This window comes from Salipiger sp. H15 (genome assembly GCF_040409955.1).
Taxonomy (GTDB): Bacteria; Pseudomonadota; Alphaproteobacteria; order Rhodobacterales; family Rhodobacteraceae; genus Salipiger.
The window spans coordinates 22,398-42,125 of record NZ_CP123388.1 but is presented as its reverse complement, the minus strand read 5'-3'; the positions used below and the strand labels follow the sequence as shown (position 1 = coordinate 42,125).

The following is a 19,728-nucleotide window of genomic DNA, read 5'->3' as shown; positions in this document are numbered from 1 at the left end:
CGGGGCCCCGCGCGGGGCCGCCGGAGAATTCCGCTATCAGGCGGACTTCACGTCGATTTTCCGCGTCGACGCCAGGGCCTCGGCGGATTTCGGCAGGGTCACCTTCAGCACGCCGTTGGCGAATTCCGCCTCGACCTTGTCGCGGTCCACGTCCTGCGGCAGGCGGATGCTGCGCTGGAAGCTGCCCCAGCGGCGTTCGCGTAGGTGGTAGGTGCCCTCGGCGGTCTTCTCCTCGGCGGATTTCTCGCCGCTGATGGTCAGGCTGCCGTTGCCGATGCTGACCGCGACCTGGTCGGCGTCGAGGCCCGGCAACTCGGCGGTGATCAGGTAGCCGCTGTCGGTCTCGGCAAGGTCCAGGGCGGGGCTGAGCACGAATTCCGAGGTCATCATCGGCGGGCGCCCCGGGACCTTGTCGAACCACTGCCGCGGCTCGAAGGCATCGAAGAGCCGCTCCATCTCGTCGCGCAGGCTGCCAAACCCGGCCCAGTGGCCGAGCGACGAGCCCGGCTGCGGCCCGCGCGGCGGCCTGGCCTCCCGGGAAACGGGGACGTCGGTTTTCGTGGACATGGTGGCCTCCAATGCAGATGCGGGGGGCCGCCGACGGGCGCTGAGGAACGGGGACAGGCCGGTCGGCGGCGGTGTTCGCGGGCCCGGCTGGGGGGCCGGGATGGACTCAGCGACGGCTGAGCCGCGAACTGTCTGCAGAGTCGGCCTTTTCGGCCCGGCGCGCATTGATGATGGTCAACCACTGCGCGGGCATTGCAGCCCCGGCGGCGGGGCAGACTTGACCTTGGTCAATGCGCCGCCGCCCGGGCCGGACATGCTGGTCACGGGGCCGGACCGGAAGGAGAGCCGCGATGAAGGGCACGGGGCACACCGCCATAGACACGGCGCCGCAGGTGGTCGCCGAGTGGCTGAACCTGCTCTGCGACGATCTCCAGTGGCGCGAGAAAGGGCGGGCCTACCTGCTCCTGACCGAAACCCTGCACGCGCTGCGCGACTACCTCGGGGTCGAGGAGGCCGCCGCGCTCGGGGCGCAGCTGCCGCTGATCATCCGCGGCATCTACTACGCCAACTGGACCCCGTCGAAGACCCCCGTCCATCCGCGCAGCAAGGCGGATTTCCTCGCGCGCGTCGGGGGTGCCTTCAGCCGCGATCCGCTCGAGAATCCGGAACGCGCCGTGGCGGCGGTCTTCGACCTCTTGCGCCGAAAGGTCTCGATGGGCGAGATCGACCACGTGAGCAACGCCATGCGCGGGCCGCTGCACGCCCTGTGGCAATGAGCGGCGGGGCCGCCACGCTCAGGCCGCCGACTCCGCCCCTGCGCCCGCCTCCGGCTCCAGCGCATGGGCCAGCACGTCGTCGACGGTCTTCAGCCAGACGAATTCCAGCTGGCGGCGCGCGGCCTCGGGGATGTCCTCGAGGTCGGACCGGTTCCGCTCGGGCAGCAGCACCCGCGTGATCCCCGCCGCGGCCGCCGCGACCACCTTCTCGCGGATGCCGCCCACCGGCAGAACCAGCCCGCGCAGCGAGATCTCGCCGGTCATCGCCGTGTCGCTGCGCAGCCTGCGGTCGAGCAGCAGCGAGGCGAGCGCGGCAAAGATCGCCGTGCCGGCGCTCGGCCCGTCCTTGGGGGTCGCGCCGGCGGGGACGTGAACATGGATGTCGGAGGTCTCGAAGAGCTCGGGGTCGATGCCAAGGCTGCGGGCGCGGGCCTTGACCAGCGTCACCCCGGCCTGCGCGCTTTCCCGCATCACCTCGCCAAGCTGCCCGGTGAGGATCAGGCGCCCCTTTCCCGGCACCCGGCTGGCCTCTATGAAGAGGATGTCGCCGCCGACCGGGGTCCAGGCAAGGCCGGTGGCCACCCCCGGCAGGCCGGTGCGCAGGGCGGTCTCGTTCTCGAAACGCGGCGCGCCCAGCATGCCCGGCAGGTCGCCCGCAAGGATGGTGCGCGCGTCGGTGCTGCCTTCGGCGAAGCCCACCGCCACGTGGCGCAGCAGCGCGCCGATCTGCCGCTCGAGCCCGCGCACGCCCGCCTCGCGCGTGTAGCCGCGGATCACCGAATGCAGCGCCGCGTCCTCGATCCGCACCTGTTCGGCGGTAAGCCCGGTCGCGGCAAGCTGCGCGGGGACGAGGTAGCGCCGGGCTATCTCGAGCTTCTCCTCCTCGAGATAGCCGGGCAGGGCGATGATCTCCATCCGGTCGCGCAGCGGCGCGAGCACGGTCTCGAGCGTGTTGGCGGTGCAGAGGAACACGACATGCGACAGGTCGAAATCGGTGCCGAGGTAATTGTCGTGGAAGGTCGAGTTCTGCGCCGGGTCCAGCACCTCGAGCAGCGCGGCCGAGGGATCGCCGCCGATCCCGTGGCCCATCTTGTCGATCTCGTCGAGCATCATCACGCAGTTGCGCGCCCCGGCGCGGCGGATCTGCTGGATCACCATGCCGGGCATCGCGCCGACATAAGTGCGGCGGTGGCCCCGGATTTCGGCCTCGTCATGGACGCCGCCGAGGCTGAGCCGCGCGAAGGGACGCCGCAGCGCCCGCGCGATGCTCTGGCCAAGAGAGGTCTTGCCCACGCCCGGCGGGCCGACGAAACACAGGATCGGCGCCTTGCCCGCCGGGGCGAGGCGGCGCACCGCGAGGTATTCTATGATCCGCGCCTTGATCTTCTCGAGCCCGTAGTGATCGGCGTCGAGGATGCGCCGCGCCGTGGCAAGGTCGATGCCGGCCTCCTCGGGAAGCCGCCACGGCAGGCCGATCATCCAGTCGAGCCAGCCGCGCAGCATCGCGGCCTCGGCGCTGCCCTGACCCATGCTCTCGTAGCGGCCAAGCTCGGCCAGCGCCTGCTTCTCGGTCTCCTCGGGCATGCCTGCGGCGATGATGGCGCGCGAGAGCTCGGCGAGGTCCTCGCCGCCGTTCGTGCCGGTCTCGCCCAGCTCGCGGCGGATCGCGGCAAGCTGTTCGCGCAGGATCACCTCGCGGTGGCGCCCCTCCAGCTCTTCGCGGGCCTGCGCGCTGATCTCGCGGGTGATGCGCAGCACCTCGACCCGGCGGCTCAGCTTGCGGGTCATCGTCTCGATCCGGGCGGCGATGTCCACGGTCTCGAGCAGCTCCTGCCGCTCCTCGGTGGACATGTCGGTGTAGCCCGCGGCGAGATCGGCAAGATAGCCCGGATCGTCGATCTGGGCGACGGAGTCGGCCAGCCCCTCGGGCGCCTCGGGCAGCATGTGCAGCAGCTGCACGGCCAGATCGCGCAGGTGCAGGAAGCGGGCCTCGGTCTCGGGGCGGGTGTCGTGGACGTCCTCGACGGGCTCGACCCGGCCGACGAGGAAGGGGGCGTCGGGAAGCAGCTCGACCAGCCGGAACCTTCCGGCGCCGCGGCAGATCAGGTGCCGCCCTTCCTCTGAGGTGGTGATGTAGCGCAGGATCTCGGCGGCGCATCCCATGGCGTGGAGCCCCGCCGCGTCGGGCGTGTCCTCCTCCGGCGTGCGCTGCAGGATGACGCCGATCGGCAGATCGTCCCGCACCGCGCGCTCGACCCCGGCGACCGAGGTGAGCCGGCCGATCGAAAGCGGGAAGACGGTTCCGGGAAAGCCCACGAAATTGCGCACCGGCAGAAGGATCAGCGCGTCCTCGGGGATCGCGAAGCCGGTGTCCGCCTTGTCGGGGCTCGGCGCGGTCTTGTCGGTCATGATCGCTCCTCCGGCAGCTTTGCGAGCCGGACGACGAGGCAGCCCGGGGCGGTTTCGCGCGTGACCCGGTAGGGCATGTCGGGGATCACCACCCGGCGCTCGAAGCGGCCCCAGGGCAGTTCCAGCCGCAGGATCGAGGCAGCCCCGAGCTCGCTCGGCCGGGCCCGGAGCCCGCGCAGCGTCAGGGTTCCGCCCGCGACCTCGATCTCGACCGAGGCGGGGTCGACGCCGGGCAGCACCACGTAAGCCACGAGTTCGGTCGCGGTCTCGATGAGATCGAGCGGCGGCTCCCAGGTCATCGGCTGGCCGAGCCCGAACGCCACCTGCCGCAACTGGTCGAGCCGCCCCAGCCGGTGCAGCGCGTCCGCGAGCATGCGGTTCTGTATCGCCTGCGAGATCATCTGGACTCCTCCGACCCGCTTCGGGCGTTCTGCGCCCTTTCGCGGGCGGGGGCATTGTCGGCGCGCAATTCCGCGGGTCGGAATGTCTACGGGAGGGCAGGGCGGCGCCCGTGTTGTCGGCAGTCAATGCCCGCGCGCGGCCTTCGCGTCACTGTGACGACAGATGGGGGGATGCCGCGCTGGCCCTCCCGTCCGCCACGAAAGGAGCGACACGATGCCTGACGATGTTCGAACAAGGGACCCCGACACCCGGCAGGGGGACGAGGCGGTCGAACTGCGCGAATTGCGCGAGGCCGCGCATCTGCTCGGCGCGCGGCTGCGGGACTTCGGCGAGGCCCGGGTCGGTGATGCCGGGATGAAACTCGGGATGACCTCGGACCAGATGCTCACCGAGGGGCGGCGCGTCCTGCGGGAGATCGAGATCCGCCTGTCGCGGCTCGAGAAGCGCGTCGAGCGCAGCGTCCGGGACCATCCGGCAGGCTACCTCGGCGGGCTGCTCGGGGTGATCGGCTTCGGCCTCGTGCTGGGGCTGCTCCTGCACCGCCGCGAATGAGCCTTTTCCGCGAGCGCATCGCCGTTGCGATGGCGTCGGGGGCGCGCGACGCGGCATTGCTCGCGGTGCTCTGCGTCCTGTTGCTGACGGCGTGGGTCTGCCTCGTTCTCGGCCTCGTCGCGCTGCTGCGCCCCGCCCTTGGGCTGGGCTGGGCGCTCCTTGCCCTCTGCGCGGCCCTGCTGGTTACGGGGCTGGCGATACTGGCGATCCTGCGCGCCCGCCGGGACCGGAGGCCGCCGCCGTTGCCCGCTGCGCAGGCCGCCCTGCCGCTGGCCGCGCTGGTGCTGCCGCGCGTCGGGGGTCGCACCGGGCTGCGGCTCGGGCTCGGTGTGCTGGCGGCGGGGCTTGTCGCGGTCGCGGTGATGCTCCCGCCATCCCGCAGGGACGGCGGGAGCGGCCGGTCACTTTGACAGGAGCACCGGCAGCGGCGCGAAGTCCAGAAGGTCACGGGTGACCGCGCCGATCACGAAGTCATAAAGCTGCGAATGGCCGAAGGCGCCGGTCACCAGCAGCTCGGCGCCAAATTCCTGCGCGGAGGAAATCAGCATCTCGGACCGCTGCTCGACGGTGGCGCTGCGCTCGGTCACCATCACGCGGTAGCCGAGGCGGTCGAGCGAGGTGGCGAAATCCGCCTTGCCGTCGATGCCGGGCACGGCGCGCTGCGCCCGCGACACGATCGTGACCAGCTCGACCTCGGCTCCGTCCTTGGCAAGGCTCAGCGCGTCATGCGCCGCCCGCGTCGCCTCGCGCGTGTCGCTCCAGCCGATCGTCAGCCGCGCGATGGGGCCGGTCAGCGCCGCCTTCGGGGTCAGCACGAGGACCGGGCGGCCGAGGTTCCGCACGACCCGCTCCATCAGGTTCCGGTCGTCGGGCGAGCGGTCGAGCGCGCCGTTGGTCCCGATGAGCACGAGATCCGCACCGCGCGAGCCCGAGAGCAGGAATTCCTCGGCGCCGTAGAGCGTGGACTGCGGCCGGTATTCGGCGAGAATGCCCGTGGCCTTCACTTCCCGGTCGAAGATCGTCCTGATCCTCCCGGACTCCTCCTCCTCCCATTCCTGCAGGCTCGCGTAGATCAGCGGCTCGGCGCCGATGCCATCGGTGAAGATCATCGGATTGTAGGGGTGCATCACGCTCAGGTGCGCGTCGAAGCCGGAGGCCAGCTGCGACGCCTGCGGCAGCGCCCATTCGGCCTCTTCGGCGTCGAAGAGGATCAGAGAAATGGTCTTTATCGTCATTTCCATGTCGCCTTTGAATGGTGTGTCCGGCAATTCCATTCGGAACGGGCGGACTTAATTCCGCCATGCGCGGAAATCTGTGATCGCGGGATCCTTCCATTGCAGCCTCCGGTGAAATTGCGCGGGAGGGCCGGCCCTCATTCAATCCCGCCGCGCGGCCGGCGTCATTGACGGTCGTCATCCGGGTGCTGCCCGGGCAACCCGGCCTCGCCCCGCGCGATGCGCACGTCGCCGGTGAAGACGTAGCCGACCCCGCGCACCGACCTGATCAGCCTTGCCGGTTCCGGCTCGGACGTTTCGATCTTGCGGCGGAGCCGCGCCACGTGACCGTCGATCGTGCGATCCTCCGGCGACCAGTTCCGGCCGTGCAGGGTCTGCGAGATCTCGTCCCGGCTCAGGATCCGGCCGGGATGCTGGACGAAAAGCGCGAGGAGCTTCCGCTCGAGGTCGGTCAGGTCCACCGGGGTGCCGTCGATGCTGGTCAGGACGCCCCGCCGTACCTGGAAAATCGCATGGTCGAAGAGGATGTTGACCTGCGCCGAGATCTCGCGCCGGTAAAGCTCGAGGGTCCGCTTGACCCGCAGGATGACCTCCTTGATGTGAAACGGCTTGACGATGTAGTCATCCGCGCCGAATTCGAGCCCCCGGATGCGGTCCGCGGCGGTCGCCTTCCCGGAAATCATCAGGATGGGAATGTTCCGCCTGCCGCGCAGCTGATGCGCCAGTTCAAGCCCATCCTCGTTGCCGAGCATCAGGTCGAGGGTGATCAGATCGACGCGGTGCGACGAGAGCGCGTCGAAGAGCGACGCGCGGTCCCGCGCCTCGAGCACATCCCAATTCTCGGATTCGAAGGCGGCGCGCAGGACTTTCCGCACGCCGAGTTCATCGTCGACAACGAGAATTGTGACGGTTCCCATATATGCCACTCCCTGACGCGGGAATATATTAACAGAGAATTGCGCCGGGAATAATATTCTAATTTGCTCGTGGTCGGGTGGTTTAACAACTCTTGAGAGTATAGAAGGATGATAGCTCAATCTTAAGGAATTGTCTCCGGGTTTCCCACTCCGCGGTTTAGTCGAGGTCCAGCGTGTCGCGGAGCGCATCCGCCAGGTGCGCGGGGGGCGTGCTCAGCAGGTTACGGACGATCTCGCGACGCACGGTGCCCTGCAGGGACTTGGGGACCATCTCGCGCCACAGGCCGACGATGTCGGGGCTGCCGATCAGCACGAGCCCGTCGAAGGCGCCAAGCTGGCGATGGTGTTCGAGCTGCTCGAATACCTCGCGGAGAAATTCGCGGCTGTCCTCGAGACCCGCGTCGCTCGCCGGCTCCACGTTCGAGCGCCGCCCGGTCCTTGCCGAGGCGTAGCTGCGCGTCGGCCGGTCCCTCCACGTCTCGTGCGCGGGCCCGTGAATCGCGGTCTCGCTGTGCTCGGGATGGCCCGCGTCGAGAAGATCGTGCAGCACCCGGGCCTCGTGCCCGTTCATGACGATGTACCAGAGCTTCGGGGATCTCATCTGTTCCTCCCTAGCGGTGATGGGCGGAGATCGCGCGGGTGAGCTCTCCGGCGAGTTGCAGGCTGGCCGCGTGGGCGATGTCGCCAAGGCTCAGCATCCCGACCAGCCGCTTGCCCTCGTCGAGCACCGGCAACCTGCGGATCTGCTTCTGGTCCATCAGGTGGATCGCGTCCTCGACGCTTTCCTCGGTGCTGCAATAGACGATGCCCGGCGACATGACCTCGACGGCGAGGGTCCTTTCCGGGTCGCGCTTCTCGCCCACCACGCGCAGAGCGAGATCGCGGTCGGTGATCATCCCGACAAGACGGTCGTCGCGACCGATCGGCACCGCGCCGAGATCGTCCTGCGCCATCCGCGCGGCGATCTCCGACACGGGCGTGTCCGCGCTGACCCATTCGGCCGGCGCATGCATGGCTTCGCTGACTTTCATTTCAGCCTCCTGCGTTGGGGGGTGTGACCATCATCCGGCGCCGCCGCCCGCGCGCATTGACCGGCGTCATCCGCGCGCCGCTTGATGCCGGTCAACGGGGGACCGGCGCGGCGCGTGCGTTGACGGCGATCAATGCCGCGCGTCGCGGAGGCTGGCACGGTCTTGAGGGGAGACGTCGCCGCGCCGAACAAGGGCCTGTTCCGGGACGCGCAACCGCGGACCGCGAACGTCGGCGAGGCGAAGCAGAAGGCTGCCGCGGCGTCGGGTCGCGGCAGCCCAAACGCATGACCGGGGACCGTCGCAGGCAATCCTCGCCGCGCTCCCGGCGGAGCGACATCCTGCAACCCACAGGGGGTCCCATGCCCGAAGACCCGACCCGCGAGAACCGGCGGATTGCCCTCAAGCTGCGCGACTACGCGGATCTGCTCGAGGCGCAGGGCGAGGATGGCTTCCGCGTCCGGGCCTATCGCCGGGCGGCGGACGAGGCCGAGACCCTCGATGTTCCGCTGCGCGAGGTCTTCGAGCACGGCGGGCTCGCGGCGCTGATCGCGCTGCCGGGGATCGGCCGGGGCATCGCCGCGGGGATCGCCGAGATGCTGCAGACCGGGCGCTGGTCGCAGCTGGACCGGCTGCGGCAGGGCGCGATGCCCGAGACCCTGTTCCGCAGCCTGCCCGGTGTCGGCGAGGTGCTCGCGGCGAAATTTGCCGAAGCGCTCGGCGCCCACAGCCTCGAGGACCTCGAGACCGCGCTGCACGATCCCGGGGTAAGGCTCGACGGGCTCGGCCCCCGCAGGCGCGCGGCGATCCTCGCGGCGCTTTCGGAGCGGCTGCAGGCGATGCGGCGGGGCAGGGACAGGCAGGCGCCCGGGGCCGAGCCGCCGGTGTCGCTGCTGCTCGACGCCGACGCGCTCTACCGCGAGAAGGCGGCGGCGGGGCAGTTGCGCCGGATCCGGCCGCGGCGGTTCAACCCGCGCGGCGAGGCGTGGCTGCCGGTGATGCACCTGCGCCGCGGCGACTGGCATCTGACGGCGCTTTTCTCCAACACGGCGCGGGCGCACGAGCTTGGCCGGACGCGGGACTGGGTGGCGCTCTTCTTCCACGAAGGCGACGGTCCCGAGATGCAGCGGACGGTGGTCACCGAGACCCGAGGTCCGCTCGCCGGGAAGCGGGTGGTGCGCGGCCGCGAGGCGGACTGCGCGACGCATTACGGGGAAAGGGCGGCCGCGGCTACGTGACCTCCTGCGGCACGCCCGGCGGCGCGATGCGCAGGGCGCGCAGGGCGTTGAGGATCACCGCCACGTCGATCACCTCCTGCAGCAGCGCGCCCTCGACCGGCTCGAGATATCCCAGCGCCGCGGCGATCATGCCGATCACCGAGAGCCCGATCCCCGCCATGACGCTCTGCAGCGCGATGCGGCGCGCGGCGCGGGCGATGGCGATGCCGGCGACCAGCGGCTCGATCCGGTCCACCAGCAGCACCACGTCCGCCGCCTCGGCCGAGGCGCCCGCGCCGCGCGCGCCCATGGCGACGCCGATGTCCGCAGCCGCGAGCGCGGGCGCGTCGTTGACCCCGTCGCCGACCATCATCGTCGCCCCGGCGCCGCGTTCCGAAAGCACCAGCGCAACCTTCTCGTCCGGGGTGAGCTCGGCATGCACCGCGTCGAGCCCGAGCCCGTCGGTCACGCGCGCCGCCACGTCCGGCCGGTCGCCCGTCGCCAGCACGATGCGCGCGATCCCCTCGCTGCGCAGGGCCTGCAGCGCGGCGCCGGCGCCGGCGCGCAGCGGGTCGGCCATCACGAGGTGCCCGGCGGCCGCGCCGTCCACCGCCACCGCGACGACCACCGCCCCCGCTCCCGGGGCCTCCGGGCCCGCGCCGGGGGCCTCGAGCGCGGCGTGGACGTAGCTGAAGCCGCCGACCCGGACGCTGCGCCCCTCGACCGTGCCCGCGACGCCTTCGCCGGGAGACTCCCGCGCCTCGGATGGGGTCGCAAGCGCGATCCCGCGCGACTTTGCCGCCTCGACCACCGCCTGCGCGACCGGATGTTTCGAGACCTGGTCGAGCGAGGCGGCGAGGCGCAGAAGCTCCTCCTCGGTCACGGGGCCCGCGCTCTCGATCCGGGTGATCCGCGGCCGCCCGTCGGTCAGCGTGCCGGTCTTGTCGAGCACGAGGCTGCGCGCGCGGGCCATGGCCTCGAGCGGCTTTGCCCCCTTCACCAGCACGCCGTAATGCGCCGCCCGCGACAATCCCGCCACCAGCGCGACGGGGACGGCGAGGATGAGTGGGCAGGGCGTCGCGATCACCAGCACCGCCACCGCCCGGACCGGATCCGCGGCGGACCACCACGCGGCCGCGGCGATCGCCACCGCCACCAGCAGGAAGCCCAGCGACCAGCGGTCGGCGAGGCGGGCCATCGGCGCCTTCGAGCGCTGCGCCGCCTCGACGAGGCGGACGATGCCCGCGTAGGTGCTTTCCCCGGCGCGGCGCGTGGCCAGCATGTCGAAGGGCTCGCCCGCGTTGGTCGCGCCGCTCAGCGCCTCGCCGCCCATGGCGCGGCGCTGCGGCAGGGACTCGCCGGTCAGCGCCGAGGTGTCGAGAAAGGCGCCGGGCGACAGAACCGTGCCATCGACGGGCACCACGTCGCCCTGCGGGATGAGCAGCCGGTCGCCGGGCGCGATCTCGTCGAGCGCCACGCGGTCGATCTGCCCGTCGCGGTGCCGGAGCGCGAAACGCGGCACGCGGGAGAGCAGGGTGTGCATCTCCCGTCGTGCCCGGCCCTCGGCGATGTTCTCGAGCAGCGTGCCCCCGGAATACATCAGCGCGACGATGCAGGCGGCGAGGGTCTCGCCGAAGAGCAGCGCGGAGGACATGGAGAGCGCCGCCAGCACGTCGAGCCCGACCTCGCCGCGCCGGATGCTGCCGACGATCTCGAGCAGCAGCGCCGCGAGGGCCGGCACCGTGCCGGCGATCCACGCGATCCGGGCGGCGGCGGGCTGGCCGGCGAGATGCAGGACGAGCCCGGCGGCCAGCCCCGCCAGCGCCAGCGCCAGTGTCGCGGTCTTCAATCGGTCGGCACTGAAGGTCTCGGACGGGGTCGGCATCGCGTCTCCGTGACTGAAAGCCCATTGATCTTCGCAGCTTCGGCATCCCGAGCATGCGCGTTTCTCGAAGACGAAGGAAGCACGGGAAAGGCCCGGTTGACAGGCGGCATTGTGTCTTGCGCGGCGATGCCCCGGCGGCCGCGCGCGTGCACCCCGCTGCGCCGGGTGAAGCTGCGCGACCGGGTGCCGCTGCCCTTAGCCTCCTCGAGGATGCTTCCCGCCTTTCCCGCCTTTCGCGGCGGCGCGGCGCAACGTGAACTGGTCGGCCTCGGGATCGACAGGGTGAAGGAGACCCCCGGCGAGTAGGTGGGCGCCGGGGACGAATTCGGCGCATCACATTGCGCGGTGTCAAGGCGGCCGCGCCCATGCGCCTCTATCCTCCGCCGCAGAGAGGGAGGACGCACGGATGGATGCTCTGCAGCGCGACGGCTTGACCGTTCTGAAGTGGTTCGAGGATCTGACGCGGGACGACGTGCCAGAGGTCGGCGGCAAGAACGCCTCGCTCGGCGAGATGGTGTCCCGGCTCGGCGGCGAGGGCATCCGCGTGCCGCCCGGCTTCGCCACCACCGCCGCCGCCTATCGCCGCTACGTGACGGCCAACGGGCTCGACGCGGTGCTCTCGGACCAGCTCGGGCAGCTGGCCGAGGGGCGGATCCCGCTCGCCGAGGCGGGGCAGCGCATCCGCGCCGCGCTGGCGGCGGGCAAGTGGCCCGAGGAGATCGAGAGCGCGATCCGCACCGCCTATCGTGCATTGGCCGAGCGCGTCGGCGAGGCCGAGCCCGCCGTTGCCGTGCGTTCCTCGGCCACCGCCGAGGACCTGCCCGACGCCAGCTTCGCAGGCCAGCAGGAGACCTTCCTCAACATCCGCGGCGAGGCGGCGCTGCTCGCCGCCTGCCGGCGGTGCTATGCCTCGCTCTTCACCGACCGCGCGATCACCTACCGGCAGATCAAGGGCTTCGACAGTCTCGCCGTGGCGCTCTCGATCGGGGTGCAGCAGATGGTGCGCTCGGACGAGGGCGGCTCGGGGGTGATGTTCTCGCTCGACACCGAAAGCGGCTTCGACAAGCTGGTGCTGATCAATGCCGCCTGGGGGCTGGGCGAGAACGTGGTGCAGGGGGCGTTGAGCCCGGACGAGTACCAGGTCTACAAGCCCTTCCTCGGGCGCGAGGGTCTCGTGCCGATCCTGCACAAGGCGCTGGGGGCCAAGGAGATCAAGATGATCTACGGCGCAGGCCCCGAGACCCCGACGCGCAACGTGCCGACCTCGAAGGCCGAGCGCGAGGGCTTCGTGCTGTCGGACGCCGAGATCCTCGAGCTTGCGCGCATGGCGGTGAAGATCGAGCGCCACTACGGCCAGCCGATGGACATGGAATGGGCGCGCGACGGGCTGGGCGGCCCGCTCTACATCGTGCAGGCGCGGCCCGAGACGGTGCAGTCGCGCGTTGGCGGTCACGCCTTCCGCAGCTACCGGCTCGGCAAGACCGGCGCGCCGCTGCTCACCGGGCTCAGCGTCGGCGGCGCGGTGGCGACGGGCGAGGTCTGCCTGATCGAGAGCGCCGCCGAGATCGGACGCTTCCGGGATGGCGCGGTGCTCGTCACATCGACCACCGATCCCGACTGGGTGCCGATCATGAAGCGCGCCGCGGCCATCGTCACCGACCACGGCGGTCGCACCTCGCACGCGGCGATCATCAGCCGCGAGCTCGGCGTGCCCGCGATCGTCGGCACCGGCAGCGCGACCCACCTCCTGCACGACGGCCAGCAGGTCACCGTCTCCTGCGCGGGCGGCGACGAGGGGGTGATCTACGCCGGGAAGGCCGAGTTCGAGGTCGAGGAGACCCGGCTCGACGAGATCCCGCGAACCCGCACCAAGGTGATGCTCAACATGGCCAACCCGGCCGCGGCCATGCGCTGGTGGCGGCTTCCGGCGGACGGGGTGGGGCTGGCGCGGATGGAGTTCGTGATCTCGAACGAGGTCAAGGTCCACCCGCTGGCGCTCACGCGCTACGACAGCCTGCCCGAGGGGCCCGACCGGGCCGCCATCGACAGGCTCACCCGCGGCCATGCCGACCGGACCGAGTATTTCGTCGAGACGCTGGCCCGCGGTCTCTCGCGCATCGCCGCCACCTGGTACCCGAACCCGGCGATCATCCGGATGAGCGACTTCAAGACCAATGAATACGCCGGGCTGCTTGGCGGGGCGGCCTTCGAGCCGCGCGAGGAGAACCCGATGATCGGCTTCCGCGGCGCCTCGCGCTACTACTCGGAGGCCTACCGCGACGGTTTCGCGCTGGAATGCCGGGCGATCCGGCGGCTGCGCGAGACGCTCGGCTTCGACAACGCCGTGGTGATGATCCCCTTCTGCCGCACCGTGGGCGAGGCCGACCGCGTGCTCGAGGTGATGGCCGAGCACGGGCTGCGGCGCGGCGAGAACGGGCTCGAGGTCTACGTGATGTGCGAGATCCCCTCGAACGTGATCGAGGCCGAGGCCTTTGCCGAGCGCTTCGACGGCTTCTCGATCGGGTCGAACGATCTCACCCAGCTGACACTCGGCGTCGACCGCGACTCCGAGGCGTTGGCGAGCCTCTTCTCCGAGCGCGACCCGGCGGTGCTGTGGATGATCGAGACGGTGATCGCCAAGGCCCGCAAGGCCGGGCGCAAGATCGGGCTCTGCGGGCAGGCGCCCAGCAACCATCCCGATTTCGCCCGGCTGCTGGTGCGCGCGGGGATCGACAGCATCTCGGTCACGCCGGACAGCTTCCTTGCGGTGAAGCACCACGTGGCCGAGGCGGAGAAATAGCCCCGGGCGGCCGCGGTGTTACCCCTGCGAGGTGGCCCCCTTCCCTTGGCATGATAGACGTCTATCACAATTCGATTGACGCCACGTAAGCTTGTTGCGAGCCTGCGGTTAGGGAGGACTGCAATGAACAGACGGCCGCCGACGTTGTCGGATGTCGCGCGTCGCGCGGGCGTCAGCTACGCGACCGCGGATCGTGTCGTGAATGGCCGCGCCGGCGTGTCCGAGAAAGCGGCTCGCAGCGTTCATGCCGCGATCGAGGCCCTCGGCTACGTGCGCAACCTTGCCGCGGCCAACCTCTCGCAGCAGCGGGTCTACCGTTTCGCCGTGGTGCTGCCGACGGGCTCGAATGCCTTCTTTCGCCATGTCGAGGCGCTGTTCGCCGCGGCGGCGGCGCGTCTGCTGGCGGACCGCATCAGTCTCTCGGTCGAAGGCGTCGAGGCCTTCGATCCCGGCGCGCTGAGCGCGCGCATGGCGACGCTGGCTCAGGCGCGGGTGGACGGCGTGGCGGTCGTGGCGAGCGACGATGCGCAGACGGTGGCCGCCATCGCCGCGTTGCGCGCAGAGGACATCCCGGTGATCACCCTCGTCTCGGACTGCCCGGGCTCGGCGCGGAGTGCCTACGTGGGGATCGACAATGTCGTCGCCGGGCGCACCGTCGGCAGGCTGATCCGGCTCGCGCATGGCGGTCGCATGGGCCGGGTGCTGCCGGTGGTCGGCGCGCGACCATGCCGAGCGCCTGTCGGGCATGCGCGAGGTGATCGGCGACGCGCACGAGATCGCGCCGGTGGTCGAGGGCCGCGACCGCTTCGACCTCGTGGAAACGCGCGTCGCACGGGCGCTGGCCGAGGATCCCGCGATCACCGCCATCTACAGCGCCGGGGCGGGCAATGCCGGGCTCGTGCGGGTGCTCGAGGCGCTGCCGCCGGACGTCACGCGCCCCTACGTCTTCCTGCATGAGCTGGTGCCGCATTCGCGGCGCGCGCTCGAGGAGGCGCGGATCGACGTGATCATCGACCAGCGCCCCGAGGAAGAGGTGGCGCGGGTGGTCGAGCACCTGACGCTGCTGGCCGACCGGCGCGCGCTGGTGCGGACGGAACCGATCGTCCCGACGATCTTCCTGCGCGAGAACCTGCCGCAGGTCGCGGCGGACGCGCTCGAGCAGGCGGGCTGACGGGGCGGGCCGCGGCGGGGGAGGAGGACCCCTGCCGCGGCGTGCCGGACGGGTGAAGGACCATTCAGGGCCGCCGGGTTCGGGCGGCGAAAGGGAGGAGTTCATGAAGACGATCAAGGGACCGGGCCTGTTCCTGGCGCAGTTCGCCGGCGATGCCGCGCCGTTCGACACCTGGGGCGGGATCACCAAGTGGGCCGCGGATTGCGGCTACAAGGGCGTGCAGGTGCCGGTCTGGGACGCGCGGCTGGTCGATCTGGACAAGCTGGCCAGTTCGCAGACCTATTGCGACGACTGGGCGGGCGAGGCGCGGGACAACGGCGTCGAGGTGACTGACTTCTCGACCCATATCCTCGGCCAGCTGGTCGCCGTGCACCCGGCCTATGACGCCTGGGTCGACGGCTTTGCCGCGCCCGAGGTGCAGGGCAAGCCGAAAGAGCGCACCGAATGGGCGACCGAGCAGGTCAAGAAGGCGCTGACGGCGTCGAGGAACCTCGGCATCGGGCAGCACGTGACCTTCTCGGGCGGGCTTTGCTGGCCCTTCGTCTATCCCTTCCCGCAGCGCCCGCAGGGCATGGTGGACATGGGCTTCGACGAACTTGCCCGGCGCTGGCGACCGATCCTCGACCATGCCGAGGACTGCGGCGTGGACCTCTGCTACGAGATCCACCCGATGGAGGACCTGCACGACGGCGTCACCTTCGAGATGTTCCTCGACCGGCTGGACGGGCACGCGCGCTGCAACATGCTCTACGATCCGTCGCATTACGTGCTGCAATGCCTCGATTACCTCGACCACATCGACATCTATGCCGAGCGCATCAAGATGTTCCACGTCAAGGATGCCGAGTTCAACCCGACCGGGCGGCAGGGGGTCTATGGCGGCTACCAGCCCTGGGTCGACCGCGCCGGGCGGTTCCGCAGCCTCGGCGACGGGCAGGTCGATTTCGGCGCGATCTTCTCGAAGATGGCGGCAATCGACTTCGACGGCTGGGCGGTGGTCGAGTGGGAATGCGCGCTGAAGCACCCCGAGGACGGCGCGCGCGAGGGCGCGCAATTCGTCAAGGACCACATCATCCGCGTCACGCCGCACGCCTTCGACGATTTCGCGGGCGGCGACATCGACGCGGCCACGAACAAGAAACTGCTGGGGATCGGCTGACATGGCACGCATCAGACTGGGCATGGTCGGCGGTGGCAACGACGCCTTCATCGGCGCGGTGCACCGCATCGCGAGCCGCATCGACGGGGAGTTCGAGCTGGTGGCCGGGGCGCTCTCCTCGACCCCCGAGAAGGCGCGCGCCAGCGCCGAGGCGCTGGGGCTCGACCCGGCGCGCTCTTACGGCAGCTTCGAGGAGATGGCCGAGGCCGAGGCGGCGCGCGAGGACGGCATCGAGGCGGTCAGCATCGTCACCCCGAACCACGTGCATTTCCCCGCGGCGCAGGCCTTCCTTACGCGCGGCATCCACGTGATCTGCGACAAGCCGCTGACCGCGAGTTTCGAGGATGCCGAGGCGATGGAACGGGCGGTGGCCGAGTCAAAGGCGCTCTTCATCCTCACCCACAACTACACGGGCTATCCCATGATCCGGCAGGCCCGGCAGATGGTCGCCGAGGGGGCGCTCGGCAAGGTCCGCATCGTGCAGGTGGAATACCCGCAGGACTGGCTGACCGAGGCGGTGGAGGCCGCGGGCGTCAAGCAGGCCGAGTGGCGCACCGACCCCGCGCGCTCGGGGGCGGGCGGCTCGATCGGCGACATCGGCACCCATGCCTACAACCTCGCGGGCTTCGTCACTGGCCTCGTCGGGACTGAACTGGCGGCGGACCTGCAGAGCTTCGGCGCAGGGCGAAGGCTCGACGACAACGCCCACGTGCTGCTGCGCTACGAGGGCGGGGCGCGCGGCATGCTCTGGTGCAGCCAGGTCGCTCCCGGCAACGAGAACGGGCTGCGCCTGCGCGTCTACGGAGAGACCGGCGGGCTCGAATGGGCGCAGGAGGATCCGAACTACCTGTGGTTCAGCCCGAAGGGCGAGCCGACGCGCCGCCTGACCCGCAACGGGCCGGGGGCGAGCGCCGCCGCGAGGGCGGTCAGCCGCATCCCCTCGGGGCATCCCGAGGGCTATCTCGAGGGCTTTGCGACGATCTACACCGAGGCCGCCGCGGCGATCCGCGCGGTGCAGGGCGGTGCCGCGCGCGAGGCGGTGATGGGGGTGCTGCCGGGCATCGCGGCGGGGCTCGAGGGCATGGCTTTCATCCGCGCCTGCGTCACCTCGGCGGCCAACAACGCGGCATGGACCAGGATATGAGGACCAAGATATGAGCGCGCCCGCCGTCCTTGCGCTGCGGCAGGTGACCAAGCGCTTCGGCCCCGTCGAGGTGCTGCACGGGGTCACGCTCGAGCTGCGCGCCGGCGAGGTGCTGGCGCTGATCGGCGAGAACGGCGCGGGCAAGTCGACCACGATGAAGATCCTCGCCGGCATCGAGGCGCCGAGCGCGGGAAAGATCCTGCTGGGCGGGCAGGAGGTCGCCTTCGGCTCGCTGCACGACGGCGAGGAGGCAGGGATCGTGATGATCCACCAGGAGTTCAACCTCGCCGAGCAGCTGACCGTCGAGCAGAACATCTTCCTCGGCCGCGAGCTGCGGAAGGGCTGGCTGCTCGACAAGGCGCGGATGCGCCGGCTCACGCGCGCGTATCTCGCGCGCATCGACTGCCACATCGACCCGGATACGCTGGTGTCGAAACTTTCCAACTCGGACAAGCAGATGGTGGAAATCGCCAAGGCGCTCAGCCGCGACGCGCGGGTGCTGGTCATGGACGAGCCGACCGCCGTGCTCACCGGGGCCGAGACGCGCATCCTCTTCGAGCAGGTGCGGGCGCTGAAGGCATCGGGCACGGCGATCCTCTTCACCTCGCACAAGCTCGGCGAGGTGGCCGAGATCGCCGACACCGTGGCCGTGCTGCGCGACGGCACGCTGGTGCATGACGGCCCGGCGCGCGAGATCACCGAGGACCAGATGGCGACCGCCATGGTGGGCCGCGACGTCTCCGACCTCTTTCCCGACAAGCTCGCCTTGGCACCGGGCGCCGAGGTGATGCTGCGCGTGGAGGGGCTGGAGGTCCCGGACCACGCCAGCGGCATTTCCTTCGATCTGCACCGGGGCGAGATCCTCGGCATCGCGGGTCTCATCGGCTCGGGAAGGACCGAGGCGATGGAGGGGCTCTGCGGGCTGCGCCCGGCGAGCAGCACCCGCATCGAGATCGGCGGCCATCCCGTCAGGATCACCCGGCCGGGCGACGCGCTGGCGCAGGGCCTCTGCTACCTGACCGAGGATCGCAAGCTGCGCGGCCTGCTGCTGGGCAAGACCCTGCGCGAGAACCTGACGCTGCAGGCGCTCTACAAGTACGGCCGGGTGCTGATCGACACCGCGGCGGAGGAGCGCGCGCTCGACCGGGCGATCGCCGAGTTCGACATCCGCGCCGGATCGCGCACCATGCGCGTCGGCAACCTCTCGGGCGGCAACCAGCAGAAACTCCTGCTGGCGAAGGTGATGCAGTCGGACCCGGTGATCCTCATCGTCGACGAGCCGACGCGGGGCATCGACATCGGTACCAAGCAGCAGATCTACGCCTTCCTGCGCGGGCTCGCCGCCGAGGGCCATGGGATCGTGATGATCTCCTCCGAGATGCAGGAGGTCATCGGCCTGTCCGACCGGGTGCTGGTGATGCGCCGGGGGCGGATCGCCGGGGAACTGCTGGGGGCCCGGATCACCGAGGACGCAATCGTCCGGCACGCCATGGGCGTCGGCGCGGACAGCACGGAAAGGGTGGCATGATGACGACCGGGACAGCGGCACCGAGGCCCCGAAGGGCGCTTCCGTCGATGAGCGTGCTGGGGCCGGTGATCGCGCTGCTGGTGCTGATCGTGGTCGGCGCGGCGCTCAACTCGAACTTCCTCAGCGCCGCCAACATCACCAACGTGCTGGCGCGCTCGGCCTTCATCGGGATCATCGCGGTCGGCATGACCTTCGTGATCACGGCCGGCGGGCTCGACCTGTCGGTGGGGTCGATGGCGGCCTTCATCGCGGGGCTGATGATCCTCGTGATGAACGCGGCGCTGCCGGTAATGGGGGTCGGCATCCCGATCATCCTGCTTGGCATGGCGGTGGCGCTGCTGGCGGGGATCCTCGCCGGGCTGATCAATGGCTTCCTGATCACCACGCTGGGGATCGAGGCCTTCATCGTCACGCTCGGCACCATGGGCATCTACCGCAGCCTCGTCACATGGCTGGCCGACGGCGGCACGCTCAGCCTCGACTTCGGGCTGCGCAGCTTCTACCGGCCGGTCTATTTCGGCGGCATCCTCGGCATCAGCTGGCCGATCATCGTCTTCGCGCTGACCGTCATCATCGGCGAGGTGCTGATGAGCCGTGCCCGCTTCGGCCGCCACTGCGCGGCGATCGGCTCGAACGAGAACGTGGCGCATTACTCGAATGTCGACGTCAACCGGGTCCGGCTGCTGACCTACGCGATGCTCGGTCTGCTCGTCGGGGTCGCGACCATCATGTACGTGCCGCGGCTCGGCTCGGCCTCGGCCTCGACCGGCGTGCTGTGGGAGCTCGAGGCGATCGCCGCGGTGATCATCGGCGGCACCCTCCTCAAGGGCGGCTTCGGCCGCGTCTGGGGCACGGTGATCGGCGTGCTGATCCTGAGCATGATCGACAACATCCTGAATTTGACCGACCTCGTGTCGCCCTATCTCAACGGCGCGATCCAGGGGGTCATCATCGTTCTCGCGGTGATCTTGCAGCGGGAAGCAAAGGCGAAGGGGTGA

Annotated in this window: 17 protein-coding genes and 1 pseudogene; 10 read left to right on the top strand and 8 right to left on the bottom strand. The window is 70.3% G+C overall.

What is annotated here, in order from left to right:
- Window positions 1–36: 36 nt before the first annotated feature.
- Entirely contained in the window at window positions 37–567 is a 531-nt protein-coding gene (locus tag PVT71_RS26340; protein WP_353476436.1) for an Hsp20/alpha crystallin family protein, read from the bottom strand.
- A gap of 290 nt (window positions 568–857) precedes the next feature.
- Here PVT71_RS26340 and PVT71_RS26335 point away from each other — a divergent pair, with 290 nt between their 5' ends.
- Complete coding sequence (locus PVT71_RS26335; RefSeq protein ID WP_353476435.1) at window positions 858–1,283, top strand: DUF2267 domain-containing protein; 426 nt, start codon at window positions 858–860, stop codon at window positions 1,281–1,283.
- An 18-nt stretch (window positions 1,284–1,301) separates the two neighbouring features.
- On the opposite strand, the gene lon is transcribed toward PVT71_RS26335, so the two are convergent.
- Window positions 1,302–3,692: an endopeptidase La gene (gene lon, locus PVT71_RS26330; protein WP_353476434.1), complete on the bottom strand. Its 2,391-nt coding sequence runs from the start codon at window positions 3,690–3,692 to the stop codon at window positions 1,302–1,304.
- Window positions 3,689–4,093 (bottom strand): Hsp20/alpha crystallin family protein, encoded by a 405-nt coding sequence (locus PVT71_RS26325; RefSeq protein WP_353476433.1) that lies wholly within the window; start codon window positions 4,091–4,093, stop codon window positions 3,689–3,691. Before PVT71_RS26325 ends, lon begins: the two co-directional genes overlap by 4 nt.
- A 214-nt stretch (window positions 4,094–4,307) precedes the next feature.
- Here PVT71_RS26325 and PVT71_RS26320 point away from each other — a divergent pair, with 214 nt between their 5' ends.
- Window positions 4,308–4,646: a hypothetical protein gene (locus PVT71_RS26320; protein WP_353476432.1), complete on the top strand. Its 339-nt coding sequence runs from the start codon at window positions 4,308–4,310 to the stop codon at window positions 4,644–4,646.
- Complete coding sequence (locus PVT71_RS26315) at window positions 4,643–5,056, top strand: hypothetical protein (protein ID WP_353476431.1); 414 nt, start codon at window positions 4,643–4,645, stop codon at window positions 5,054–5,056. The genes PVT71_RS26320 and PVT71_RS26315 overlap by 4 nt, the downstream gene beginning before the upstream one ends.
- Here PVT71_RS26315 and PVT71_RS26310 read toward each other — a convergent pair.
- The 4 genes from PVT71_RS26310 to PVT71_RS26295 form a co-directional block, all read right to left on the bottom strand.
- Window positions 5,048–5,881, bottom strand: coding sequence for a universal stress protein (locus tag PVT71_RS26310; protein ID WP_353476430.1), 834 nt, complete (start codon window positions 5,879–5,881; stop codon window positions 5,048–5,050). The two genes, PVT71_RS26315 and PVT71_RS26310, sit on opposite strands and share 9 nt — an antisense overlap.
- Before the next feature lie 164 nt (window positions 5,882–6,045).
- Complete coding sequence (locus PVT71_RS26305; RefSeq protein WP_353476429.1) at window positions 6,046–6,798, bottom strand: response regulator transcription factor; 753 nt, start codon at window positions 6,796–6,798, stop codon at window positions 6,046–6,048.
- Between the two features lie 157 nt (window positions 6,799–6,955).
- Window positions 6,956–7,399 carry a host attachment protein gene (locus PVT71_RS26300; protein ID WP_353476428.1) on the bottom strand — a complete coding sequence of 148 codons (444 nt, stop codon included), beginning with the start codon at window positions 7,397–7,399 and terminating at the stop codon, window positions 6,956–6,958.
- 10 nt (window positions 7,400–7,409) lie between these two features.
- Window positions 7,410–7,829, bottom strand: a complete 420-nt coding sequence (locus PVT71_RS26295) for a CBS domain-containing protein (protein ID WP_353476427.1) — start codon at window positions 7,827–7,829, stop codon at window positions 7,410–7,412.
- A gap of 359 nt (window positions 7,830–8,188) precedes the next feature.
- Here PVT71_RS26295 and PVT71_RS26290 point away from each other — a divergent pair, with 359 nt between their 5' ends.
- Window positions 8,189–9,064, top strand: coding sequence for a DNA-binding protein (locus PVT71_RS26290; RefSeq protein WP_353476426.1), 876 nt, complete (start codon window positions 8,189–8,191; stop codon window positions 9,062–9,064).
- Here the strand turns inward: PVT71_RS26290 and PVT71_RS26285 are convergent.
- A complete protein-coding gene (locus PVT71_RS26285; RefSeq protein ID WP_353476425.1) occupies window positions 9,057–10,928 on the bottom strand; it encodes a heavy metal translocating P-type ATPase in 1,872 nt (623 codons plus the stop codon). The genes PVT71_RS26290 and PVT71_RS26285 overlap by 8 nt on opposite strands.
- A gap of 406 nt (window positions 10,929–11,334) precedes the next feature.
- Between PVT71_RS26285 and ppsA the strand changes: the two genes are divergently transcribed.
- The 6 genes and pseudogenes from ppsA (at window position 11,335) to PVT71_RS26255 (ending at window position 19,728) form a co-directional block, all read left to right on the top strand.
- The gene (gene ppsA / locus PVT71_RS26280) at window positions 11,335–13,728 is read left to right on the top strand and encodes a phosphoenolpyruvate synthase (protein WP_353476424.1); all 2,394 of its coding nucleotides are present in this window, start codon (window positions 11,335–11,337) and stop codon (window positions 13,726–13,728) included.
- A 123-nt stretch (window positions 13,729–13,851) separates the two neighbouring features.
- A pseudogene (locus PVT71_RS26275) lies at window positions 13,852–14,899 on the top strand (LacI family DNA-binding transcriptional regulator).
- 103 nt (window positions 14,900–15,002) lie between these two features.
- Entirely contained in the window at window positions 15,003–16,058 is a 1,056-nt protein-coding gene (locus PVT71_RS26270) for a sugar phosphate isomerase/epimerase family protein (protein ID WP_353476423.1), read from the top strand.
- A 1-nt stretch (window position 16,059) separates the two neighbouring features.
- Window positions 16,060–17,202 (top strand): Gfo/Idh/MocA family oxidoreductase, encoded by a 1,143-nt coding sequence (locus PVT71_RS26265; RefSeq protein ID WP_353476422.1) that lies wholly within the window; start codon window positions 16,060–16,062, stop codon window positions 17,200–17,202.
- A gap of 10 nt (window positions 17,203–17,212) precedes the next feature.
- Entirely contained in the window at window positions 17,213–18,730 is a 1,518-nt protein-coding gene (locus PVT71_RS26260) for a sugar ABC transporter ATP-binding protein (RefSeq protein WP_353476421.1), read from the top strand.
- The gene (locus PVT71_RS26255; protein ID WP_353476420.1) at window positions 18,727–19,728 is read left to right on the top strand and encodes an ABC transporter permease; all 1,002 of its coding nucleotides are present in this window, start codon (window positions 18,727–18,729) and stop codon (window positions 19,726–19,728) included. Before PVT71_RS26260 ends, PVT71_RS26255 begins: the two co-directional genes overlap by 4 nt.